22 protein-coding genes are annotated in these 23,208 nt (G+C 69.5%); 7 read left to right on the forward strand and 15 right to left on the reverse strand.

All coding sequences use genetic code 11. The features are described from left to right. Positions 1-94 precede the first annotated feature (94 nt). Genes ABZ815_RS38335 through ABZ815_RS38350 form a run of 4 tightly spaced genes read right to left on the reverse strand, consistent with a single transcriptional unit; the run spans position 95 to position 4,540 of the window. Entirely contained in the window at positions 95-2,620 is a 2,526-nt protein-coding gene (locus ABZ815_RS38335) for an ABC transporter permease (RefSeq protein WP_357706109.1), read from the reverse strand. After that, entirely contained in the window at positions 2,614-3,291 is a 678-nt protein-coding gene (locus ABZ815_RS38340; RefSeq protein WP_357706110.1) for an ABC transporter ATP-binding protein, read from the reverse strand. Before ABZ815_RS38340 ends, ABZ815_RS38335 begins: the two co-directional genes overlap by 7 nt. Then, positions 3,288-3,980 (reverse strand): ABC transporter ATP-binding protein, encoded by a 693-nt coding sequence (locus tag ABZ815_RS38345; RefSeq protein WP_357706111.1) that lies wholly within the window; start codon positions 3,978-3,980, stop codon positions 3,288-3,290. Before ABZ815_RS38345 ends, ABZ815_RS38340 begins: the two co-directional genes overlap by 4 nt. Then, complete coding sequence (locus tag ABZ815_RS38350) at positions 3,938-4,540, reverse strand: hypothetical protein (RefSeq protein ID WP_357706112.1); 603 nt, start codon at positions 4,538-4,540, stop codon at positions 3,938-3,940. Before ABZ815_RS38350 ends, ABZ815_RS38345 begins: the two co-directional genes overlap by 43 nt. Before the next feature lie 85 nt (positions 4,541-4,625). Here ABZ815_RS38350 and ABZ815_RS38355 point away from each other — a divergent pair, with 85 nt between their 5' ends. Continuing rightward, positions 4,626-5,915 carry a HAMP domain-containing sensor histidine kinase gene (locus ABZ815_RS38355; protein ID WP_357706113.1) on the forward strand — a complete coding sequence of 430 codons (1,290 nt, stop codon included), beginning with the start codon at positions 4,626-4,628 and terminating at the stop codon, positions 5,913-5,915. Positions 5,916-5,933: 18 nt separating this feature from the next. Here ABZ815_RS38355 and ABZ815_RS38360 read toward each other — a convergent pair whose 3' ends face one another. From ABZ815_RS38360 to ABZ815_RS38370, 3 genes are all read right to left on the reverse strand, one after another. Further along, positions 5,934-6,611 (reverse strand): response regulator transcription factor, encoded by a 678-nt coding sequence (locus ABZ815_RS38360; protein ID WP_357706114.1) that lies wholly within the window; start codon positions 6,609-6,611, stop codon positions 5,934-5,936. 633 nt (positions 6,612-7,244) lie between these two features. Beyond that, positions 7,245-7,703 carry a hypothetical protein gene (locus ABZ815_RS38365; RefSeq protein ID WP_357706115.1) on the reverse strand — a complete coding sequence of 153 codons (459 nt, stop codon included), beginning with the start codon at positions 7,701-7,703 and terminating at the stop codon, positions 7,245-7,247. Positions 7,704-8,170: 467 nt separating this feature from the next. Further along, a complete protein-coding gene (locus ABZ815_RS38370) occupies positions 8,171-9,418 on the reverse strand; it encodes a hypothetical protein (protein WP_357706116.1) in 1,248 nt (415 codons plus the stop codon). 619 nt (positions 9,419-10,037) lie between these two features. Here ABZ815_RS38370 and ABZ815_RS38375 point away from each other — a divergent pair. Together ABZ815_RS38375 and ABZ815_RS38380 are read left to right on the forward strand one after the other, a co-directional pair. Next, entirely contained in the window at positions 10,038-11,141 is a 1,104-nt protein-coding gene (locus tag ABZ815_RS38375; RefSeq protein WP_357706117.1) for an ABC transporter permease, read from the forward strand. A 680-nt stretch (positions 11,142-11,821) separates the two neighbouring features. Continuing rightward, positions 11,822-12,529, forward strand: coding sequence for a site-specific integrase (locus ABZ815_RS38380; protein WP_357706118.1), 708 nt, complete (start codon positions 11,822-11,824; stop codon positions 12,527-12,529). A gap of 42 nt (positions 12,530-12,571) precedes the next feature. Here ABZ815_RS38380 and ABZ815_RS38385 read toward each other — a convergent pair whose 3' ends face one another. Together ABZ815_RS38385 and ABZ815_RS38390 are read right to left on the reverse strand one after the other, a co-directional pair. Further along, positions 12,572-12,760, reverse strand: a complete 189-nt coding sequence (locus ABZ815_RS38385; protein WP_357706119.1) for a hypothetical protein — start codon at positions 12,758-12,760, stop codon at positions 12,572-12,574. Then, on the reverse strand, positions 12,757-12,915 hold the full coding sequence (locus ABZ815_RS38390) for a hypothetical protein (protein ID WP_357706120.1): 159 nt from the start codon (positions 12,913-12,915) through the stop codon (positions 12,757-12,759). Before ABZ815_RS38390 ends, ABZ815_RS38385 begins: the two co-directional genes overlap by 4 nt. A gap of 153 nt (positions 12,916-13,068) precedes the next feature. Between ABZ815_RS38390 and ABZ815_RS38395 the strand changes: the two genes are divergently transcribed. Further along, positions 13,069-13,443, forward strand: a complete 375-nt coding sequence (locus tag ABZ815_RS38395; RefSeq protein WP_357706143.1) for a helix-turn-helix transcriptional regulator — start codon at positions 13,069-13,071, stop codon at positions 13,441-13,443. Here ABZ815_RS38395 and ABZ815_RS38400 read toward each other — a convergent pair. From ABZ815_RS38400 to ABZ815_RS38410, 3 genes are all read right to left on the reverse strand, one after another. After that, positions 13,422-14,465 carry a hypothetical protein gene (locus ABZ815_RS38400; RefSeq protein WP_357706121.1) on the reverse strand — a complete coding sequence of 348 codons (1,044 nt, stop codon included), beginning with the start codon at positions 14,463-14,465 and terminating at the stop codon, positions 13,422-13,424. The genes ABZ815_RS38395 and ABZ815_RS38400 overlap by 22 nt on opposite strands. After that, positions 14,444-14,896 (reverse strand): hypothetical protein, encoded by a 453-nt coding sequence (locus tag ABZ815_RS38405; RefSeq protein WP_357706122.1) that lies wholly within the window; start codon positions 14,894-14,896, stop codon positions 14,444-14,446. Before ABZ815_RS38405 ends, ABZ815_RS38400 begins: the two co-directional genes overlap by 22 nt. Positions 14,897-15,323: 427 nt before the next feature. Continuing rightward, positions 15,324-15,965 (reverse strand): hypothetical protein, encoded by a 642-nt coding sequence (locus tag ABZ815_RS38410; protein WP_357706123.1) that lies wholly within the window; start codon positions 15,963-15,965, stop codon positions 15,324-15,326. 322 nt (positions 15,966-16,287) lie between these two features. Between ABZ815_RS38410 and ABZ815_RS38415 the strand changes: the two genes are divergently transcribed. Beyond that, the gene (locus ABZ815_RS38415) at positions 16,288-18,429 is read left to right on the forward strand and encodes a GAF domain-containing sensor histidine kinase (protein ID WP_357706124.1); all 2,142 of its coding nucleotides are present in this window, start codon (positions 16,288-16,290) and stop codon (positions 18,427-18,429) included. Then, the gene (locus tag ABZ815_RS38420) at positions 18,404-19,045 is read left to right on the forward strand and encodes a response regulator transcription factor (RefSeq protein ID WP_357706125.1); all 642 of its coding nucleotides are present in this window, start codon (positions 18,404-18,406) and stop codon (positions 19,043-19,045) included. Before ABZ815_RS38415 ends, ABZ815_RS38420 begins: the two co-directional genes overlap by 26 nt. A gap of 227 nt (positions 19,046-19,272) precedes the next feature. Here the strand turns inward: ABZ815_RS38420 and ABZ815_RS38425 are convergent, their stop codons facing one another. After that, entirely contained in the window at positions 19,273-19,857 is a 585-nt protein-coding gene (locus ABZ815_RS38425) for a TetR/AcrR family transcriptional regulator (RefSeq protein WP_357706144.1), read from the reverse strand. A 124-nt stretch (positions 19,858-19,981) separates the two neighbouring features. Between ABZ815_RS38425 and ABZ815_RS38430 the strand changes: the two genes are divergently transcribed. Then, entirely contained in the window at positions 19,982-20,743 is a 762-nt protein-coding gene (locus tag ABZ815_RS38430) for an SDR family oxidoreductase (protein ID WP_357706126.1), read from the forward strand. Between the two features lie 654 nt (positions 20,744-21,397). On the opposite strand, the gene ABZ815_RS38435 is transcribed toward ABZ815_RS38430, so the two are convergent. Together ABZ815_RS38435 and ABZ815_RS38440 are read right to left on the reverse strand one after the other, a co-directional pair. After that, positions 21,398-22,564 carry a hypothetical protein gene (locus ABZ815_RS38435; protein WP_357706127.1) on the reverse strand — a complete coding sequence of 389 codons (1,167 nt, stop codon included), beginning with the start codon at positions 22,562-22,564 and terminating at the stop codon, positions 21,398-21,400. Beyond that, positions 22,561-23,040 (reverse strand): DUF4365 domain-containing protein, encoded by a 480-nt coding sequence (locus tag ABZ815_RS38440; RefSeq protein WP_357706128.1) that lies wholly within the window; start codon positions 23,038-23,040, stop codon positions 22,561-22,563. The genes ABZ815_RS38435 and ABZ815_RS38440 overlap by 4 nt, the downstream gene beginning before the upstream one ends. Positions 23,041-23,208 lie beyond the last annotated feature (168 nt).

A 23,208-nucleotide genomic window follows, 5' to 3' on the forward strand; every position in this document is an offset into this window, starting at 1 on the left:
TGGCATGGGGCGCTGAATGAACCTACGCTCAAGATCCCGTCGCCGAAGAACATACGGCCGGGTGGGATCCTCCCCCGTACGGGCCGCTGACGGGTCACAGGTCGCGCAGCACGGTCATCGGCGGCCGGCGGGCGGCCCGTACCGTCGCCGCCCCGGCTACCAGCAACGCCACCACGCCGAGGACCGCCAGCACGGCCAGGTACGCCCACGGCACGGCCAGCGCGTCGGGAGGCGGGTCGAACACCCCGCTGAGCACGGCGACCAGCATCCTCGACAGCGCCCACCCGCACAGTGTCCCGAGCACGGCCGCGGCCACCCCGACCAGCGCCACCTCGGCCCACACGAACGAGCCCAGCTGTCGCGGGGTCGCCCCCAGCACCCGGGCCAGCGCGTAGGTGCGGCGCCGCTCGGCGAAGCCGAGTGCCAGCAGCAGACCGGTGGCCAGGGCCGCCAGCGCCAGCGCGTAGCCGAGTTCGATGGCCGTCAGGCCGGCCAGGTCCACGGCGGTGAGGCTGCTGCCGACGACCTGGCGCGTGGTCTGCACGTCGGTGACCTTCGCCGTCGGCCCGAGCCTGCCGCGCAGCGCGGCGGCGACCTGCCTCGGCTGGGCCCCGTCGGTACTGATCAGGTACATGGTGTCGGCGGGCATGGTGCGGGCCAGGTAGGAGGCGTTGGCGACGAGGAAGCTGTCGCGGGGCGCGGTCGGGAACTCGGTGATGACGCCGGCGTAGTGGAAGGGGACGGTCCTGCCGTTCTCGGTCCGCAGCCGCACCTGGTCACCGAGGTGGAGCTGGAAGTCGTTGACGGTCTCCTGGCTGACCAGAAGCGCGTCGGGTTGCCGGGCGAGCCGGTCGAGGATCTCGCGGGCGGTGCCGCCGGAGACGTAGGCGTCGTGCAGGCGCACGGTGGAGGGGCGGATGCCGTACAGGTCCTGCAGGTCGGAGCCGACGTAGGCGAAGCGGTGTTGCAGCGGCTCCACCCGCCCGACGCCGGGCACGGCCGCCAACTGCTGCGCCGTCGCCCTGGTCTGGGAGACGGTGACGTCGGCGCCGTTGGTCAGCTCCGCGTCCACCTGGGCCTGCTGGCGGTAGGTCGTGTCGAACACGGAGGTGGAGACGGCGAAGGCGACGGCCAGCGCGGCCAGGGTGGCCGCCCGGGCCAGCGGGGCGCGCTGGCGCGTCAGCATCGCCGAGACGGTGCCCGCCAGGCCCCCGGTCAGCGGCCGGACCGCCCAGGTGATGGGCAGCGTCCTGGTCAGGCGCCAGATCAGCAGGCCCGCGCCGGTCCACAGCAGGGCCGGTCCGGCGAAGGCCCAGTAGTCGACCGACAGCTGCGGCAGGCCCTCGGGGACCAGGACGAGCTGGTAACCGTTCTTGCTGGTGATCCAGAAGATCATCGCGGATCCGGCCAGCAGCCACAGGTCCACCCCGTACCGCAACCAGGCGGGCGAACGGCGCGGTCCGCCGACCGGACGGCGAGCGGCCGCCACGGTGGTGGCGCGCAGCGTGGGCGGCAGCACGGTGACGGCCGCGACCAGCAGTCCCAGAGCGGCTGCCCACCACGACACGGTCGCCGCCCCGAACAACGCCCGCCCGGCCAGCGCGGCCAGCCCCAGGCCCGCCAGCACTCCTGCCACGCCCACCAGCGCCGTCTCGGCCAGCGCGAGCCGCACCAGCGTGCGCTTGGAGGCGCCTCTGGTACGCAGCAGCGCCTGATCGGCCGTCCGCCGCGGTGCGCCCGCCCGCGTCACGAGACCGGCGAGCAGGGCCGCGAGCACGACCGCCGGCGCGCCCAGGAACAGGAACAGCACCTGGGAGTACAGGGCGTCCTCGCGGGCGGCGTCCAGGGCCGCGCCGAGGTTGTCGCCGACCAGGCCGCTGCCGGCCATGCGCTCCTCCAGGTTGCGCGCCTGCCCCGTGACCGCGGTGTAGGCGGCGGCCGGGTCCGGCGGCAGCCGGTGGTCGATGCGGACGTGGAACTGGGTGCGCACCCGGTCGCGCGGGATGCCGTCGAACAGCCGGTGCCAGTCGCTCTCCGGCAGCAGCAGCACATTGTCCGGAGGCGCCTGCGGCTGCGCGCCGGGCGGTGCTCCGACGCGCTGGAACAGCGAGTCGGCGGCGGGCAGCTCCACCACTCCGGTGACCGCCACCGTCGCGTCCGGCAGCCCCGGACGGCGCACGGTGACACTGGCGCCGGGCTGGGCGTGCAGGTTGGCGGCGGTCTGCTGGGCCAGCAGCGGCCCGTTCGGCCTCCCGGCGAGCAGGCGCAGCTCGCCGGGGAAGGTGGCGGCATAGTCGGCGGGCAGCCCGAGGACCTGGCCCGCGCCCGTGGTCAGCGTCTGCCCGGCCTGCCGGGACTCCAAGCCGTCGATCCTGGCGAAGCTCACCGGCCTGGACGTGCCGGGCATCGGAACGGACACGGCCTGGCCGGGCTGCTGCTCGACCTGCCAGTCGACGGCAACCCGCTGGATCGAGCGGGCCGTCATGGTAGCCTTCGCGGTCGCGAGGAACGCGCCGAGCGCGGCGGGAAGCGCCACGGCGAGCGCGATGCCCGCCGCGGCCGCGGCGAGCCTGCCCGTCCGGCGGATCAGCAGGCCGCGCAGCCAGATGAGGATCAGCATGTGAGAGCTCCGTCGCTCATGGTCCAGGTGGCGGGCAGCCGCGCCGCGACCTGCGGGTCGTGCGTGGCCACCACGAGGGCCGCCTCCAGCCGGGAGGCCACCCCGACGAGCAGGTCCACCACTCTGCGGGCCAGGTCCGAGTCGAGTTGTGCCGTGGGCTCGTCCGCGATGATCAGGCGCGGCTCGGCAGCCAGCACGCGGGCGACCGCAACGCGCTGCGCCTGGCCGCCCGACAGCTCTTCGGGCAGCGACCCGGCCAGACCGGCCAGACCGATCGTGGCCAGCGCGATCAGCGCCCGTTCCGTGGCCTCGGCGTCCTCGACACCCGCGATGATCAGTGGCAGCGCGACGTTCTCCGCGACGTTGAGCGGCGGCAGCAGGCTGGGTCCTTGAAACACCACGCCGACGCGGCCTCGCGGGCGGTCGTCGAGGGCGGGCCAGGCGATCCGGCCGGCCGTGGGCCGGTCCAGCCCGGCCAGCAGGTGCAGCAGCGTCGTCTTGCCCGACCCCGACGGGCCGGTGATCGCGACCTGCTGTCCCGGCCGCAGCTCGCAGGTGACGCTGTGCACGGCTACCAGGGCGTTCGCCCCCTTGCCGTACGAGCGGGCCAAACCTTGGCAGGTGACCAGCGCGGTCGTGCCCGCTGCCCGGCCCTTGGCCTCCGTGGTCATGTCGCTCGGCCGTCCTTCAGCTCCAGGACGCGGTCGGCCAGCCGCCGCACGGCCGGGCTGTGCGAGGCGATCACCACGGCGGTCCGCTCACCCGCCTGCCGGCGGATCAGCCGCAGTACGGGCCCCTCGGTGTGCTGGTCGAGCTCGCCGGTGGGCTCGTCGGCCAGCAGCAGCGCCGGCCGGTTGGCCAGCGCCACTGCCAGCCCCGCGCGGGCCGACTCGCCGCCGGACAGCTCACTCGGCCACGCCCGCGCCCTGGCCGCCAGGCCCAGACCGTCCAGCAGCTCATCGCGCAGGCGACGATCGCGCCGCCCCGCCAGCCGCTGGGCCAGGTCGACGTTGGCCGCCACCGTCAGGTGCTCGATCAGGTTGCCGCTCTGGAACAGCACGCCCACCAGGCGGGCGCGCAGCGCGGCCCGCTCGGCCTCCGGCCGGTGACTGATGCGATGGCCGTCCACCCTGACGGTGCCGCCGTCCGGGTCGTCCAGCCCGCCCAGGCAGGCCAGCAGCGTGGACTTGCCCGAACCCGACGGGCCGCTGACCAGCACGACCTCGCCCGCGGCGACCTCGAGGCTGACGCCACGCAGCGCCTTGGTCTCCTCATCGCCCGACCGGTAGAACCGGTAGAGCTCTTCGGCCTGGACGATCACGACGTCGTCCAGTGGAAGGAGTCGGAGACCGTGCGCCATGGATCCACGTTGTCGGCGCCGACCGGCCCGGACAGGGTCAGGATCGCCTCGCGACCGCTCCGGTAGAAGGCGTAGCGCTCGACCTCGTCCTTGACGACCTTTCCGGTGACCGGGTCGGGGCTGCTGCCTGCGCGGTAGACGATCCGCACGGCCTTGCCGCCCTTCCTTGCCACCGTGTCCACCGTGCGAATGTTGCTGCTGGGCACCCCGCTCCTCACTGACGCCTCGGTCGGCGCGGACGCGGTGGGCCTGGTCTCGATGCGGATGCTGTTGAGCTTGTCGGTGAAGCTCGCTCCGGTGGGCAGGTCCGTGCGCGCCCACCCTTCGGGCACCTTCACCTCATACGGTTGCCCGGGATGCCGGTAGGCCACGAACACCGTGTCGTCCGGGATGTCACCCGGCGGATTCGACTCCGTGGGCTGCGGAGCCGGGGTGTCGTTGCCCGTGGGCGCCTGTGCGTGTGTCTGCGACTGGGGCTGGGTCTGGGCGGGCGTGACTGTCGAGCAGCCTGCCGCCAGCCCTGCCATGACCAGGGCCATGACGCTTCGCCGTACCTTCATGTCTCCACGCTAGGAACAGGCCGGCAAGCGCCCGCTCAGCGACCGGTTAGCGGGACGTTTACCTGCCGTCTGCCACCCTGGAAGGGTGACAGCGCAGGGTGTCCCGCTGCGTCGGCGGGTGCTGGTGGTGATCGTCAGCGTGACCGCCGTCGCCGTCGCGCTCTTCCTGGTGCCGCTGGCGATCGCGGTGAACATCCTCTACCACGATCAGGCTGTGGCGGCCCTGCAACGTGACGCCGCCTGGGTCGCGGCCGCCGTCCCCGACGAGCCGCGGGGGCCGTTGAAACTGCCGACGGGAGTGCCGGGCGACCTGGCCATCGGCGGCTACACCAAGGCCGGGGCCCGCCTGTTCGGCAATGGCCCCGCCTACTCCGGCCTGGCCGCCTCCAGCAAGGACGGCCGGGTTCACGACGCGGTGGAGGGCGGATTCCTGGCGGTGTCCGCCCCCGTCCCCTCCGACGAGGGCCCCGCGTTGATCATCCGGGTGGCGACGCCGAACGCCGAGGTCGAGCAGCGTATCCACCAGGCGTGGCTGCTCATGGGCGGGCTGGCGCTGATCGTGATCGCGCTGGCCGCGGGCGCGGCCGTGCGCCAGTCGGCGCGGCTCGCCGCCCCCTTGGAGCGGCTCACCGCCGCGGCGCAGGCGCTCGGCGGCGGCGACTTCAGCGTCCGCGCCGCCCCCTCCGGGCTGCGCGAGGCCGACCAGGCCGCCCAGGCGCTGGAGACGACGGCGCGCCGGCTCGGCGATGTGCTCGCCCGCGAGCGCGCCTTCAGCGCCGACGTCTCCCACCAGTTGCGCACCGGGCTGACCGGCTTGCTGCTCGGCCTGGAATCGGCGCTGTCCCGGCCCGGCACGGACCTGACCCCGGCGGTGCGGGCGGCGCTGACCAGGGGCGAGCGGCTGCAGGAAGTGCTCGACGATCTCGTACGGCTCAGCCGGGACAACCGCACCCCCGCCGAGCGACTCGACGTGGACGCGCTGATGGAGGAGATCCGGCAAGAATGGCACGGCCCGCTGGCCCAAGCGGGCCGCCGCCTGACCTTCACCGTGGAACCCGCACTGCCGCCGGTGACCGCCCAGCCCGCCGCCGTCCGGCAGATTCTGCGCGTCCTGCTCGACAACGCCCAGCGCCACGGCCAGGGAGAGGTCGCCGTCACCGTCTCCGACGTGGGCCCCGGCATGGCCGTCGAGGTGAGCGATCACGGGCCCGGCGTGGCCCCGGACAGCGACCCCTTCGTCAGGTCCAGCGGCCACAGCCACGGCATCGGCCTCGCCCTGGCCCGGTCACTGGCCGAGGCCGAAGGCGGCAGGCTGGTGCTCAGCCGCGCCAGTCCCCCGCTGTTCAGCCTGCTGCTCCCCCGTCACGACGACTGACGCCGGATGGGCAGCGAGTCATGGCTCGTAGCGGTAGCCGCGCCCCCGTACCGTGACGATCCGCTCCATCGGTTCGCCGTGCTCGGCCAGCTTGCGGCGCAGCGCGAACACGTGCACATCCAGCGTCTTGGTGGGGCCGAACCAGTTCTCGTCCCACACCTCGTCCATCAGCTGCTCGCGGGTCACCACCTCGCCCGCCCGGCTGACCAGCGCCGCCAGCAAGTCGAACTCCTTGGGCCGCAACACCACCTCCTCCTGCCCGACGTAGGCGCGCCGCGCCGGCAGGTCGAGCCTCAACCGCCCGGCCGTCAGTACGCGCTCTCCCGGTGCCGGGCCACGTCGCCGCAGGTGCGCGCGAATCCTGGCCATCAGCTCGGTCAGCCGGAACGGCTTGGTCAGGTAGTCGTCGGCCCCCGCGTCGAGCGCCACCACGACCTCGAACTCCTGCGTACGAGCCGTCAGCACGACGATCACCGTGTCCGGCACCCTCAACCGCAACCGCCGGCACAGGGACACCCCGTCCACATCGGGAAGTCCCAGGTCCAGCAGGACGAGGTCCGGTTGGTGCCGCTCGGCCGCCTGCACCGCCTCGGCCCCGTCCGCGGCGGGCTCCGCCTCGTACCCCTGCGCGGCCAGCGCCTCGACCAGCTCGGAGCGGATGACCAGATCGTCCTCCACGACCAGCACACATGCCATGCCGTCGATGGTATGAGCTGCGCTGCCAAGGTGAGGAAGACCACCAGTGGTCAGCACGGTCGCGGACCTGATCAATCACCTGCCATGGCGGGACGTCGGATCAACGGTCTGCGCCAGTGCCTGCAGGACACGGAAGGAACCGGGGTGATGAAGGCGAGCCCGGCCAGCGTCCCGCAGGCGCCGATCGGGATGGGGGTGAACTCAATCTGCCCAGGGCGGAGGTCTTCAGAGCCGGCACTCACCAGGTCAGCATTCCGGCGCCGATGAACACCGGCCCCACGTGTTCACCGGTGTTGATCACGAGCCCAAGGGTTGGGGTCCATGCCCCCCAAGGCTGAGCTCGGCCGTCGCCACCTGCCCGCCCTGGTCTCCTCCACCGTCTACGCCCAGCGCCAGGACCCTGCCGGCGACCAACGCGGCCACCCACGCCGAGGGCATCCTCACTCTTACCATCGAGGACCTCGACCTGAAGTTCCACCACGCCCGCGTTCCTTCGAGGGCAGCGCCATCGAATACGCGCAGTGATCTACCTCAGCGGCCAGGCTGCTGCCCTGGATGCTGAGCAACCGCATCTACGGGCCGGCGTTCCTGGCCGGCCAAACGGCGAACTCCGCCGGGAGGCGCCGCCGTCGCTCACCCCACGAAGGGGGACTCGAAGGAGAACTGCTCCCGCCTGACCAGGTCCGTGACCTGGGCGGAGCCCAGGGCACGGTCGAACTGGAAGGGATTGTTGTCGGGCACGCTACGGGTGCCGCAGAACGCCGTCTGCCCGTTCTGGAGGCTGATGTGGACGCAACGGGCGTCCGCGGGAAGAGACTCCAGGAGGGCGGTGAGGTTCTCGACCTCCACCGAGAAGCCCGTGCCGTTGAAGACCTCCGTCTGGGCCTGCTTCCAGGCGGCACCGGTCCCCCAGATACACGCTCGGGCCGACAGGCCGGGGAAGACGAGACTGGACGTCCAGCTTCCGCATGTCGGGTCGGCCGCGGCCGAGGCGCCGCTCGTGCCGGTCAGGCCCGGCGCCATCGTCACAGCAGCCGCCGCCACCGCTGCGATCAGGGCACGGGACAGGGCCTTCGCCCATCGGTTGCTCATCGTGGTCGTCCCTTCGCAAGCAGACTGATCGCCGCCGCCGGACGTAGAAGTCGCGTCGACGGTGGTCGGACGCTGGATCTTCGGGCCGGAGCGCCTGCTGTCCGATCACTCGATCTTCGGACCGTCGCTGGGTGTAACCGGCCCTCGACAACGTCCATGTTGTTGGTGGAAACGGCGACGGGCAATCTTCGGTCCACTCAGTGGACCGGCCGCGGCGGCGACAGCCCGAGAACTCCTCACGAAATCCTCATCTGCGAACCACACTCTCAATTCGTCATCGATCCCCGAGGGATCAGCGCAGAACCCGGCGCACGCGACGGCACCGAAGATGTCGTTCCCACGCAAAACATGACAAAGAGCGGCCTCGTGATCTCACTTGTGATCACGGGGCCGCTTCGTCCCTTGCTCAATTCGCCGACAGTGTCGCCATCGAGGATGCGGGGCTGTCGTGAGGTTGGTTGCGCCTTCTAGTCGGGCAGGCGGTCCAGGAGCCAGCCGGCGCCCTCTTCCGTGATCTCGGTGTGGCCGCGGTTGTCGCCGGCGCACAGGAAGTCGTCGAAGTCGCTCTCGTCCGGGGACAGCGCGTCGATGTCGGTGTACAGCTCGGCTTCGGTGACGTCGCGGACGGAGACGGCGCTGATGGACGGGACGAAGCAGTGCCCGGCGATCGCATTGTCGACGTCCAGGCCGAGACCGGTGGCTTCGGCGATGGCGTTGAGCGCGTCGGCGAGGATCTTGAAGCCGGCCAGGATGCCGCCCGGCGCGCCGTCCACGCACGGGACGCCCGGCGCCTGGACCTCGATGACGTCGGGTGTCAGGACGCGGAGCCTGGCGGCGAGGGTCTCGGGCGCCTTGGGCTGGGTGCGCAGGTCGGTGCCGGTGATGAGGTCGCCGGTGCCGAGCAGCGCGCTCTCGCCGGCGCCGGTGCCGTTGCCCGCGCCGTTGCCCGCGCCATCGGCGACAGCGAGCAGGCGCGGGATACGCGGCCACCCGCCGACGGACTCCAGTTCGCGCAGGAACTGCGTGCGCAGCGGGTCGACGCCAGGCTCGCCGTCGAAGTCCGGCAGGTGCCAGGCCAGCAGCTGACGGGCGGCCGAGCTGTTGAACAGGTCGGCGAAGCGCGAGTCGTAGGGCTTGATGTAGTGCGCGAACGCCTGGAGCGAGATCGGCACGTAGGCGCCGCGGTGCGGGGTGTCCCAGGAGAAGTACACGCCGACCTGGTGGTCGATGCGCTGCCTCTCCATCCGGGCGAGGGCGTAGCGGGTGACCAGGCCGCCCATGCTGAACCCGCCGGCAAGCAGGCGGGTGCCGCCGAGCCGCTCGGCGGCGGCGCGATGGATCGCCGCGATGGCGGTCTGCGCGTTGTCGAGGATGGAGGCGCCGCGATCGTCGAAGCCGACGACGACGACGTCGCGGCCGCGCCGGCGCAGCTCACTGATCAGCGGGAAGGCGCGCCGCTCCAGGCCGTCGTAGAGCTCGTCGATGTCGCTGGCCCCGGCCCCGAAACCGTCGGCCAGGAGCACCGGTCGCGTCAGGCCCTGGTTCCGCTCGCCGTAGTACACCCACGCGGTGCCGCCGGGCAGCGGCCAGCGGTCGCTCCACTTCTCGGCGGGCGGGGCGGTGGTGGTGACGCCGGCCCTGGAGCTGGCGCTGGAGGACAGGTCGATCGGCGACGCGGCGCTCAGGGCGCTCACGATCTGCTGTTTGTTGATCACCCCAGAATTATCACCATCAGTGGTCACACAGACACCTAAAGCTATGATCTCGACCGGCTCCCGATTTGGTTCGCACAGGACCGCGGCAGCGAGTCCACCGGCCGGCCGAGAACACCGCGACGTAACGATCCGGTTGGCCAGGACGAAGCGCCCTCGCGCCCAAAGCCGCCTCCAGACTTCTGTCGGCGTCCGCGATCGCCTGCCGCCCCGTTACAACAGGAGGCAGCCGTTCACTGAGCACGACGTCGACGCGCCGTGCGGGCACAAGGCCGCCGGCCCGTGACCAGCCGGACGCCGGCACATCCACCCCGAGCAACGCGCGCCCCTTCCCAGCACGTCGTCCAGCAGCAGGGTCCGCAGACTGGACGCCACAAGGATCCGCGGCTGCGTGCCCATCAGGTACCGGCGGCCGCCTCCGGTCACCCTCAGCGCCCGCACCAGCACGTCCCTCACCGGCACCCGCGAGGGACGGGTGGTCGTGACGACCCGGTACAGGCGCTCGGAGAGATGCGGCACGTGCTGCAAGGCCACTCCGGGCCCCGTATCTGACACCTCCAGCGCGGCCGCCTCCCCCGACCAGTCCAGAGGCGTATGGACGAGCGCGTTGCCGTCCAGGTCGGTGGCCGCCTGCCGCAGGCGCGCCTCCTCGCCCAGGGATCTCAGCGGGCTCCTGCCTGCCGTCGAAGCCGTCCAGACGTATGTGCCTACCGGGCACGCGAACCCGCGCGTCGGGGATCGTGTCGGCGGTCACTGCGAGCAGGGCGACGGGCCCGAGCTCCAGCGGGCGTTCGCGATCAAGCTGGGCCAGCGCGGGCAGGTCGTTCACCAGCACGCCCATCCGGGCCACGTCGTCCTCGATCCGGCCCATCAGCACGTCGATGTCGCCACCGCCCCTGTGGTGCAGCTCCACAGCTGCGGATCAAGGTGCTACGAGACCGCCCCAGCGGTCGTCGCCGTGACCGACGTCGGCACACTGTCTGTTGTGCGTTCTTCTTCGCTCTTATCCATGACCGCGCTCCTGCCGGTGGCCTTGATCGCTCTCGTCGTGTTGGGCGCGTGTGTGGCCTGGCTCGGCCGGTTGGGACATGAACGAGCGGTCCTCACCGCCTGTCTGCGGGCGGCCGCACAACTCGGCGCGGTCTCCCTACTGATCGCCTGGGTGATCGCATCCTTCGCGGCCACGGCGGGATTCATCGTGCTCATGTACGGTGTGGCTGCCTTCACCGCAGGCCGGCGCATCACTCGCGGCCGAAAGGCATGGTGGGCGGCGGTACCGATCATGGCGGGCGCCGCGCCGGCACTGACGGTGCTGGCCGTGAGCGGAACGATTTCCCTGGACGGAATCGTGGTGATTCCGATCGCGGGGATTCTGCTGGGTGGCTGCCTGACCGCTACCTCCCTGGCCGGACGGCGGGCTGTGGAGGAGTTGGCACAGCGAAGGGGAGAGGTGGAGGCGGCTTTGGCGTTGGGCTTCCCGCCCAGGGAGGCGGCGCTGGAGATCTGCCGCCCGGCGGCGGCCCAGGCGCTGGTTCCCGCGCTGGATCAGACCCGGACGGTTGGGCTGGTCACCCTTCCTGGCGCCTTCGTCGGAATGTTGCTCGGTGGGGCGAGCCCGGCCGAGGCCGGAGTAGTGCAGCTCGTTGTTCTGGTGGCCCTGCTGGCCGCCGAGGCGATCGCGATCCTGGTGACGACCGAGATGGTTGCGCGTGGTCGCTTCATGTGAGCCGACCGGCCTGGCACGTCCCCACCCCGCGGGCCGGCGAGTCCGGGAGATGACTCACCCTCAGCCTTCGGTAGGGGCGACAAGAGCGCTCCGGACCGATCGAAAGGACTGGTGCGGCACGAGGGCAGGCCGGCGTTCGAAGGTCAGGGCGCGCACCCCGGCGTGGCCGGAGTGCGTCGCCGAGACGGCACGGAGGGGGGCAGGAGCCGCAGGTGCCGTCTGGTGAGTCACGTCGAGTCCACTGGGATATCCACCCACCGACGAGGAAGCACAGGCAAGCAGCCTCGTCGGCCACGCCAACGCTCAGGGGCACGAAGTCAGAGGCAGGGCAGGGCAGCGCCTGCCCGAGCGTCCTGGAGGCGTTGAGGTAGCGCAGCAGCAGAACGTTCACGGTGTTGACCAGCTTGACGACCGGGGCAGTGCTTGCTGTTGACCGCTTCCTGAGCATGGTCCGCACAAGGGTCCGCCAAAGACGGCAGCAAGGCCAGGATCGGCGCAAACGCGCCCGTCTCCACTGCTCCGGTCAGCTGCACCCGCAGGCAAGCACACGACGACCGCGAACTTCCGCCGAGGGGGCGATGCCCCTGGCGGTGCGTGGTTTGGAGCCCAAGACTCTCGCTCCGTACATGTCGGGATGGCGCAAGCGCGTTGTCCCTGCTCTCGGACACCTGGGCGTACGGATGATCACCAACGGCCTGGTGGACCGGGTCGTGCACGGATGGATCGCGGACGAATGCAGCCGCTCCACGGTGAAGAACAGCCTGGCCATCCTGGTCCGCGTCATGGAGCAGGCCGTCCGGGACGGCATCATCGACCGCACCCCTGCTCGCGTGACGGGCTGGCAGCGCGAGTACAAGCGGGCCGAGGACGAGCTGGACGACCCGCGAGCCCTGGCGCTGCCCAACCGGGCGGCACTGGAACGGCTGGCACAGGCGCTCGTGGAACGTTCCAGAGACAGATATCAGGGCTGGGGAGACATCGTCATCTTCGCGGCGTGCACGGCCGCGCGCATCGGCCAGGTCTCCGGTGTCCGGGTCGGCGACATCGACACCAAAACATGGACCTGGACTGTGCGCCGACAGACCACACCGAGTCCGGGCGGGCTGGCCGACAAGGGGACCAAGGGCAAACGAGCCCGAAAGGTGCCGATCATCGCCGAGATCCGGGGCCTGGTCACCAACCGGCTCGCCGCCGTCGACACTGACGATCCTGAAGTTCATCCATGGCGAGCGGCACCTGCGCAAGGTCCTGACCGAGTACGAACACCATTTCAAGCATCATCGCCCGCATCAGGGCCGCACCCTCCGCCCTCCGCTGCACGACCCCAGCGAAGTGATCGACGTAGCCACCCGGATCCACCGCCGGAGGACCGTCACCGGGCTGATTAGCGAATACCGCAGAGCAGCCTGACCATCCGGCAAACGGCCAGCTCAACAGCAGTGTCCGCGTTTGGCACCGCACACGCCCGGGTTGAGTACGGCTTCGCGTCCTCCTTGGATCACCATGCTGGTGCCTGACAGTTGCAGGCTGACGAAGACCGAAGGTTCGAGGTCGTCGCGCACCAAGGGCCGGGTCCGGTGCACGGCCGTGGCGTTGGAGCGAACCGAGCAGATGTTCAACGGGCCGAGCTGGTGATGGCGCCCACGGCCGAGATGCGCTCCTGGTCCGGGTGGTGATCGATCTCCACCCGGACGACCTGACGCCAGATGACCTCCCGGATCGCCTCCGCCCGGTCCTCGGGAGCCACGGCGCTGGTGTCGATTAGTGTGGCCATGGGGCTCCCTTCAGGACGGCACGCAAGAAAACGCGCACAAGGAGAAAAGAATGGCGCAGAGCGAGTCAGGTCGTGGAGGCGTTCTCATCGTAACTTCGACCGCGAAAAGGCACGAAGGGCGCGGGATGAGCCGAGGAGCGTGGGATGGACGCCATGGATCCCGTCGAGGGCGAGTCGCCGACGACGATCTTCGGGGCGTTGTTGCGCAGCTTCCGGCACACAGCCAAGCCGACCATCGAGGAACTGTCGTACGCCTCCGGCGTGAGCGCACGTGCCATCAGCAACATGGAGCGTGGCGCCAGTCGTGCCCCGCAGCGCCGCACGGTGCAGGCCGGAGCTCGGGGTGGGCGGTCGACGCTGTACCTGCGCTGGAGCACGATGCGCTGGGCCGTCTCGCCGTCTGAACCGTGTCAGCGCCGGAGTCCGTCCCAAAACCCCCTGCTCCCCGGGACGATCCCACTCCGAGGCCCGGCACGCCCGGCGGCCGGGTGTGCCGGGCCGGAGCATCAGAGCCCGCAGGGGACGTAGTAGGTGAGGGGCTGTGAGACGACGGTGCCGTCGGAGCCGAGGATCTCCAGCCGCCACGCGCCCAGCCCGTCCCCGGGAGCAGTCCACGTTCGTGTCACGTTCTGGCGGCCGGGGCTGTTGGTGCTGATGAACGACATGGGCGTCCACGGGTCGCGAACCCAGTCGGCGTCCAGACTCTCCTGATGCGCCCAGGCGTAGGCCATCTCGCCGATCTTGTTGCTCTCGATGTAGCCGTCCAGCTTGAACTTGAAGGCAGCCCCGGTTTTGCAGTTGCCGGCGGTGCGGGTCATGGAGGTGAACTCCGCTTTCACACAGACCGTCCGGAAGTACAACGCGCTTTGGTCGTTGTTGGGGCTGTCGATCTGCAACTCGACACCGTTCCCGGAGTTGCCTGGCAAGGGAACGCGTTGAAGGGGCGTGCTGACGGTCTTGGTGCCTGGTTCGGTGAACACGACCTCGCGCTCGCCGGCGTCCACGCCTGGCAGCGGCTGCTCCCAGGCGTCCAGCCAGCGGTAGCGGACGGTCTGTGCGATGGGAGAGCTGATCTGCGCGCTGACAGTGTGCACGACGTCGGAGCCGCAGCGCCCGATGTAGTCATTCGCGGGCTGTATCTGCGGTGCGCCCAGGACGGGGTCGGTGCAGCCGATCTCGTACGGGACGACTGCTGTCGTCGTGTTGGCGCCGGACACCCTGATGGTCAGGCTCTGCGGGCCCGTGCCCCGGTACATCTTGATGGGAGAGGTGCTGACCGTCTTCGTGCCGGCCTCGGTGAAGACCACCTGGCTCCAGTCCCACGTGCCCCAGGCCCAGCGGAAGCTCACGGTGCCCGGGCCGTCGGCGGTGATCGCGATGGTGGCGGTGAACGGCACCCCTGCCCAGCACAGGCCGTTGTACGAGGGCGGTTCCATCCCGATCGGCGTCGCCGAGACCGTCGGGCTGTCGGCCAGTGCGTCGGCCTGAGCCGGAACCACTCCGGCCAGCAACAACACGACCGCCGATATCAGAACTCTCCATACGCGCATATCTCATCCTTTACAGGGAGGCGATGCCAAGATTTTCGCTGCGGGGGCTTGCAGCGCATTGGGAACTGGGTTGGACCGAACACGCCCTCCCCCGGGAGCCGAGTCAAGCCGCCGTATTCGAAGCGACAGCCCTTCAGGCCGAGGATCTCGACGATCTGGTCGCAGACGTGCTCGACCATCGCGTGGGCTCCCGCGGATGCCTGGGCAAGTTCGGCGGTCTCGTAGATGTGCTTCAGGTAGCCTGCGCTGATGATGGTGACCACCCGCATGTGGGGGGCGTAGGCGGCGAGCTGTGAAACCGCCACGCCCACGACCAGGACGAGGGCCACACTGGTGTTCGGCAGGCTGTCACGCCACGGCAGCAGTACCGCCGAGACGATCAGCCACCGACGCGATGAGGTCCCTACTCGGATAGCCACGCGCTCCTCCACCCCCTTGGGCCATCTCCCCAGGTCAAACCTCAACCTCATAACCGGGGCCGATCTGAAGGGATCGAGGCAGCCTGACCACAGGAGGCGAGCTCGGTGTCGGAAGGGGAGGTAGGGCAGTCAGTTTCAGCCCTGCCGCTGATCCTGCTGCCCGCGATGAGAGCCCCGTACTGCCTGTGCCGCCAGCCAGTGCCCTCTGCGGTGCTGAACACCCAAGCTCGGCAAGCCGCGGCCGCGGTGGGCGTCGACGTCGGCGAGAGCCGCGCCGCCATGGTGAACGCATCAGCACCACGGCGGCCGTTCGATTCAATGCCAAGATAGGCGATTTGGCACAGAATCAACTCGCCGCCGTACGCGGCACGATCGCGACCATGTCCGGTACCGCCGGATGACTGCTCGCCGCCAGAACCAAGCGGGCGCCGCCTGAAACTCATGGGGACAGGGCGTGTGGGTCCGTGGCCCCGCCGCGCCACTCGATGTCTGACATGCGCAGCACGCGTAGTGCGATCCAACCGTAGGCGGCCAGGTGCAGCAGGGCACCGGTGGACTGCACTACGGACGCCTGCGCCATGGTCACGAACGGCACGACAGTGCCCGCGAGCGCAGCGACCGGCACCCACCAGGGCGCGACCTTGACCACGGCCAGGGTCATCAGCAGCGTGAGCAGGGCGATGTGCAGCACGAACCCAGGCAGGAGCATGCCGTACACGAAACCCCACAGCTCGTTGGCCTGTCGGGTGATCTGCTCGGCCTGGGCGTCGGGCAGCGCCTGGGCCAGGGCCAGGTCGTAGAAGTCGGTGGTGAACAGCGTCAGCCCGAGACCGGCGCCGACCAGTCCGAGCGCGGTCCCGATCCCGCTCACCGCAGGGGCGCGTTCGCGCAGCAGGTGCCCTATGGCCAGCACGACCGGGATGAGGCTGAGCACCGCCCAGACGTAGAGCAGAGCGCTGACCTGCACCGCCGTCGCGTTCGCGCGGAAGATGTCGGGATCGTGATGAGTTGCTGGGGGTGTGGTCAGGAAGGCCAGGAACTCCAGCACCGGCCAGGCGAACAGGGCGAGGCCGGCTGCCACCCGGCGAAACTTGTCAGGATTCTCTAGCACCCGTTCAGCAAAGCCGGAACCGGTCCTGCATCGCCTGGGCTCTGGTCCTGTTCGGCCAGGAAGAATGTCCCCTATGCCCTAGGACGGTCCGCCACGTTCAAGGACACGGTACATGCGCTTGCCCGGCGTCGCGGCGCGACATGTTCACCGTCCAGGGCTCTTGCTGCGGATCGATCAGGTCAAGTCCGCGCCGCCCGGCGGTCGGCACCGGAAAGTCCGCCTTGTCCTGGGACAGTGTCCCGGCCGGCTGGGCTCGTGAGCAGATAGCGTGTGGCGACTGATCGGAGGGGTAGTGACGGCGGCTGCGGGAGAACCGGAACCGGCGGTCAAGGCCGCGGGACGGGCCGCGTGGTGGTGGTGCGCGTTCACCCTGGCTCTGGCGGCGACAGCCCTCACGCTGGCCGTCGCCAACGGTGGTGGTCCGATGTCGGTCCCGCATCTGCTGTTCGTGACAGCCTGTGCCTTGGTCGGCGGCCTCATCTGCGCACGACGTCTGGGGCACATGGTCGGGCGGTTGCTCGCGCTGACCGCCTTCTGCTTCGCGCTGTACGAAGCCTGCGGACAGTACGCGATTCTCGGCCTGACCACCCACCCCGGACTGCCGTTCGCCGCGGCACTGGCCTGGCCTCAGACATGGCTGTGGGTTCCGGCCAATGTCGCGGCGACCCTGATCCCGCTGTTCTTCCCCGGCGGGCGGCTCTCCTCCCCCGCCCTCCGCCCGTTGATCGCGGTGACGATGGCCACCGCGGCCGCGGCCGCCGTGGTGAGCGCACTGAGCCCCGGGAAGAACACCCAGGTAGGGCTTGGCGACGGAGTGCCCAACCCGCTCGGCGTACCGGGTCTGGCCGCTGTCGCGCCGGTGGTGGAGCGCGTGCTGGTCGCGCTGCTCCCGGTGGTGTTCGTCCTGGGCGCCGCGGAGCTGGGCATGCGGGTGCTGCGCAGCGGCGGCGCACAGCGCCGCCAGGTCGCATGGCTGCTGTACGGCGCCGGGATCGAGGCGCTGGTGATCGCGGCCAGGCTGACGGCCGGGCTCACCGACGAGGTCCCCGACGCCGTGTGGCCCGCCCACGACCCGGTGTGGGAGTCGATCGCCGCCCTGGGCGCCGGACTCATCCCGGTCACCATCGGTGTCGCGATCCTGCGACACCGGCTCTTCGACATCGACATGGTGATCAATCGCACCCTGGTCTACGTCCTGCTGTCGGGCTGTGTGACCGGAGGGTACGTTCTCGTGGTCGGCTATCTGGGCGCGCTCTTCCCCACCCAGGACCTGCCGGTCTCGGTCCTGGCCGCCGGGCTGGTGGCGCTGACGTTCGCGCCGCTGCGCCAGCGCCTGCAGAGCTGGGTCAACCTGCTGACCTACGGTGAGCGCGACGACCCGTACGCCGCGCTCACCCGGTTGGGCCGCAGGCTGGAGAACACCGCCGGCCCCGACGCCGTGCTGCCCGGCATCGCCAAGTCGATCGCCGAGGCGCTGCGCCTGCCGTATGCGGCGGTGGAAACCGCCCAGGGCGCCCGGTACGCCTACTCGCCGAACGACCCGGCACGACCGAGCGACGCGAAGCAGGTCCGATTGCCGCTGACGCACAACGGCGAACAGGTCGGCGGCCTGATCCTGCTGCCCCGGTCGGGCGACAGCGGCTTCGGCCCCCGCGACCTGCGCGTCCTGGCCGACCTGACCCGGCAGGTCGCGGTGGCCGTGCACACCGTACGCCTGACCGCCGACCTGCGTCGCTCCCGCGAGCAACTGGTCATGGCCCGCGAGGAGGAGCGGCGGCGGCTGCGGCGTGACCTGCACGACGGGCTCGGCCCGACCCTGGCCGCGCTGACCATGCGGGCCGATGCGGCGCACGACCTGGTGAACGACGAGCGGGCGCGGCTGCTGCTGGCCGATATCGTCGGCGATGCCGAGGCCGCGCTGGCCGACGTGCGAACACTGGTGGACGGGCTGCGTCCGCCCGCGCTCGATTCGTTGGGGCTGGCCGGGGCGTTGCGCGCGCACGCGGCCCGGCAGCCGTCCGGGCTGCGTGTGGACGTGCACGCCCCGGACGACCTGCCCGCCCTGCCCGCCGCCACGGAGGTGGCCGCCTACCGGATCGCCACCGAGGCCCTGGCCAACACACGTAAGCACGCCGGCGCCACCTGGGCACAGCTGCGTGTCGAAATCGCCGGCGAGCGGTTGCATCTGGAGATCAGCGACGACGGCTGCGGAATCGGACAGCACCCACCTGCCGTCCCGGCCGCTGCGCCGCCCGATCCTGGGGTGGCCGGCCCTGCAGGATCAGGGGTCGGGCTGGCATCGATGCACGAACGGGCCACCGAATTGGGCGGATCCTGCACGATTGAGGAACGTCCCGGTGGCGGGACCCGGGTCCGGGTCGAACTGCCCGCCGGACAGGAAGGGAACGATGGTGATCAGAATCTTGGTGGTTGACGATCACCCAGGGTTCCGGGCCGGGTTGCGGACGCTGCTGGCAGGGGCCGACGAGATCGAGGTCGTCGATGAGGTGGGCAGCGGGGAGCAGGCGCTCGCGCTGGTCGGACGTGCTCAGCCGGATGTGGTGTTGATGGACCTGGACATGCCCGGGATGGGCGGAATCGCGGCGACCGAACTGCTGGTCCGCGACCATCCCCATGTCAGGGTGCTGGTGCTCAGCATGTCCGACGACGACGACTCGGTGTTCGCCGCCGTACGGGCCGGGGCCCGCGGCTATGTCCTCAAAGGGGCCCGTAAGGCGGAACTCGTACGTTCGGTGCAGGCGGTGGCCGACGGCGGCGCCGTTTTCGGCCCCGCCCTCGCCTCCCGCCTGGCCGGCTACTTCACGAGCGATCGGCCCGGGCCGGAGCTGCCCGGCCTGACCCAGCGAGAACGCGAGATCCTCGGCCTGATCGCCGGACACCTGACCAACCCACAGATCGCGGCCCGGCTCGGGCTGAGCCAGAAAACGGTCCGCAACCACGTCTCGGCCATCTTCACGAAACTTCAGGTGGCCGACCGGTCACAGGCCATCATGCGCGCACGGCAAGCAGGTCTGGGCGTGACCCCGTAGCGATCTCCACAAGCTCGCCCCTGTCCGGACGGCCCCGCAGACCTCGGGGCCAGGGCGAGCCGTTCCGGTCCAGCGGCCACACTGCCGAACTGGACGACGACGAGGCCTACCAGGACGGCTTGTGCGCCTCAAGGACATGGCGCTCGCCGACCTCAAGACCTGTCTTCTGGGGTGGCGGTCCAATGCGCTGGGCGGGGGCTCCGGTCAGGTCCCGAGCGACGCCGAACTCACCCGCTGCCCCGGATCCCTGGCCGGAGCCCGTCGAGGGTGAGGTCGAGGAGGCGTTCGGCCTGCTCGCGCTGGTCGGGCTTGCCCGAGGCGAGGGCGATCCCGGTCAGGGCGGCGAACATGTCGTCGGCGCCGATGTCCTCTCGGATGGTGCCTGCCTTTGCGCCGGCATCGAGCAGCTCCGTCAGCGCGGCCAGCATGAGCTCCTTGCTCTGGGCGTAGGGGTTGGCGCCTGCCTCGACCAGGGCCCGCAGCGCGTCGGCCATGCCGAGCTTGGCGGTGGCGTAGTCGATGAAGCACCCCATCCAGGCGCGCAACGCCTCGCGGGGCGGCATCGCCTCCAGCAGCTCCGGTACGGCGTCGCACAGTTTGGCCAGCTCGTTGCGGTAGGCGGCCTCGATGAGAATCTCCCTGGTCGGGAAGTTCCGGTAGAGCGTGCCTGATCCGACGCCGGCTTCCTTGGCGATGCGCTCCAGATGCGCGTTCAGACCTTCCTCGGTGAACACGCGAACCGCGGCGGCGAGGATCTTGTCGCGATTGCGCTGCGCGTCGGCCCGCAGCGGGCCGCCGGTGGACCTGGCCATCACGAGGCCCCTCCTGTCGAACGAGCTTGCTAAGTGGAGGCGTCGCCACTTATGGTGGAAAGTAAGTGGCGGCTCCTCCACTTCAGCTTACGGCAACGGCCGTACACCTTCCAAGGAGAAGAAGTTGTCGCTCGCACTCGACGGAAAGATCGCCGTCATCACCGGCGGTGCCAGTGGTGTCGGCCTGGGCATCGCCCAGGAATTCGCCGACCAGGGCGCCCGCGTCGTCATCACCGACCTCCGGCAGGAGGCTCTGGACCGGGCGGTCGCAGAGATCGGCCCCCGCAGCTCAGGTATCGTCGCCGACGTCACCGACATCGCCTCCATGCAGGCCGCCTACCAGCAGATCATGGCTCAATACGGCAGGCTCGACGCGGTCGTGGCCAACGCGGGCATCGGCGCCCACGCCCCTCTCGGCGCCATCACCGAAGACCAGTTCGACCGCACCTTCGGCGTCAATGCCAAGGGAGTGCTGTTCACCGTCCAGCCCGCACTGCCCCTGCTGCGGCCTGGTGGCACCGTCGTCGTCATCGGCTCCACCGCCTCCATCCGGCCACCACGCGGCATGAGTCTGTACGGCGGAGCCAAAGCCGCCGTACGCGCCTTCATTCGTTCCTGGATCCAGGACATCCAGGGCTCCGGCATCCGGATCAACGTTCTGAGCCCTGGAGCGGTCGACACCGACTCGCTGCGCAGCGCACTGGCCATGGCCCAAGGACCCGAAGTGGTCGAAGCCGCTATCAAAGTCATGGGCGAGGGCAACCCCACCGGCCGCATCGCCCAGCCCCGTGAAATGGGCAGGGCCGCCGCCTTCCTGTCCAGCGATGCCGCCAGCTTCGTCACCGGCGTCGAACTGTTCGTCGACGGCGGCATGGCGCAGGTGTGAGCGGCCGAGTCAGCGACCAGAGCGCCACACGCCTGCCGCAGTCAGCTTTTGCATGACACGCCGCGCGCTCTCGGGCAACCTTGGGGCGGTCAGCCAACCGTCTATCAGTACGGAACCGAGAACGTGGACACACCACGACCGGTGAGCACTTCAGCGGATCCCTGACCGGGGTGCCCTTCCTCGGCAAGGGATCCGCCGAGATGTCTCGCACCGTGAATCTCGCCGTCTGCCTGCTGGTCAACGTGGCGATGAGCCTGGCTGGGGCGCCAGCCGGTGGTGGCGCAACCGAGCCAGGACTGTCAATGCGGATCCCGCCGCCCGGCCCCTCCTCTAACGCGCCCACATCGAAGCCATCGGGCCGGTCCAGGCAACTAATCGTCGATCCGATTCCTCCCCATCAGCGCGTGCACCACCCTGGGGTTGCCAGTGAGGGACACGTGCTCCTCACTCTTGACCGACGACGAGGCCCCGCCAGGGCGCGCGAGTTCTGCCATGCAGAGGTAGGAGCCCGGGCGTGAGGTGGCCTTCCTTCGTCGCTGCGTTCGCCGCCTTTGCGGAGGACACCGCCGCTCATGGTGAGACGCAGGGTCTTGCGCTGGGGTGCGCTCTGGTATCCCTTGGGCATCCCCGAGTGGTGCGAGTCGCGGGGCTCCCTTAAGCCGACCGGCTCTGCGCGCTCGTCTCCAGCGGAAGGTAGTCGTCGACTCTGAAAAGATGCACTCGAGGCATGGAAAGCGTCCCTGCGCCGCTCTTCATCATGGGCCCGGTGACGATGACACGGAGCTTGAGATCGTGCGCTTCCACCGCGGTGTGGTAGGCGTCCCCTCTCAAGACTATCTTGACCGGCCGAACCCGGTCTCCCACCAGGGCCTTCACCTTGACGACGCCTTCTTCGTCGTCCAGATCCCGATCAAGAGAGCTGACGAACCCATAAATGACGGTGTCCTCCACTCTGACGTGGTCACGGAGGAGGTGGCCGATCTCTCGAATGGCTCCTGCTGCTTCCCTCGGGAACCCGACAGTGTCACCGCCAGCCCTGGGTGGGGCCGCCGTCAGGGCCCATTGGAAGGTGATGTCCAGGTCGCTGCCATTCGGCGCGGAGACCATCGCCGCCAGGGCGGCACACGCGTCGGCCGACAAGCCGGCGACGACTGCACGGTTCAGATCTTCCTTGGGTGGTATCCGTTCTCTGACGACGGCCAGCTCATGAATCTCACGCAGGACGTCGGCCATGATGCCGGTGACGCGCCTCGGGAAGTAGTTGATCTCCGACTGCACGTCGATCAGCGGCTCCTGGTCACCCTCGATGATCACAGGCTTCATGACGCCGATCGGACTGACGATGGGAATGATGAAGCTGCCTTCGCGAGTGTGTCCCATGCCGACGAAATTGGCATATTCACGGGCGCGGCGTGGCTGTGAGCGCCCGTGGTAGGAGCGGCGATGCATGGCCGAACAGGCGTTGGCGACGGCGAACGACCGGGCGCCTTCCATGAGCTTCGCCGCCTCAGAGAGCGGAATTCGGGAGCGATCGTCATCGAACTCCAGGTCGATGACGTCATCTTCGATGTAGCGGAGTTCGGTCGCGACCTCCTCAGTCCTGGAGCCGCGCTCGCCTGCGATGTCCTCGATGAAGTTCCTGATTCTCCGCGGATAGTCCGAGGCCTGGCGGTTCAGCGGGATAAGGACCTCCCATGAATCCCTGGCCCATAACTCCATACGCGGGAGCGGCTTGCCCTGGAAATGCCAGGAGTTCGCCTTCAGATAGGCCCGCAGACCTGCTGGAGTGACTTCGGAGGCAAGCGCGTCGATGTTGGTCACAGTCCGCCCCTCGCCTTACGCATGAGCTGATCCAGCGACGCGACCGTCAACCGGTTCGTCCTCGCCACCTTGACGGACTTGGCCGCCTTGTTGCTGGTTGGCTTCAGCGCCGACATGCTGGCGTAATAGCCGCAGCGTCGCAGATGCAGTCCATCGATGCTGCAACTCACCCAATCTGCTTTGCTCGACGGCACTTCCACGACGAACAGGTAAGCCGGGACATTTCTCCCCGGGTCGCTCAGCAGATTGTAAGTGCGCGTATCGAGGGAGTAGGCGATATGATCAGACTTCATCTCCGGCTCATTAGTGCACTTCATCTGCACATCCACCCGCAAAGCCCGATCGCGGAGCTCCAGATCAACCCCGAAATGGTCTACATGGACAATGGTCACAGCGTACCCCGCAGCGTATGCCAGCGCTTCTACATAAGCCACGCTGAACCATTCCTTACAAGCAGAAATGTCCAAGTTGCCCACATCGAAACGCTACCGCCGACCGACCGGAATGTCATTCTACGCAACGAGATCGTGATCTTACTCACATATCAGCGACTCGCTAAGCATCCCATCCGGATGTCCTAAATCCCGTTTCGCGGATGTTTCTGGGCCAAACCCGACGAGCAGACTGGCCGAATCCTCTGAAGC

Origin of the sequence: Nonomuraea sp. NPDC047529 (assembly GCF_040642995.1) — a bacterium.
In the GTDB taxonomy this organism is placed as follows: domain Bacteria; phylum Actinomycetota; class Actinomycetes; order Streptosporangiales; family Streptosporangiaceae; genus Nonomuraea.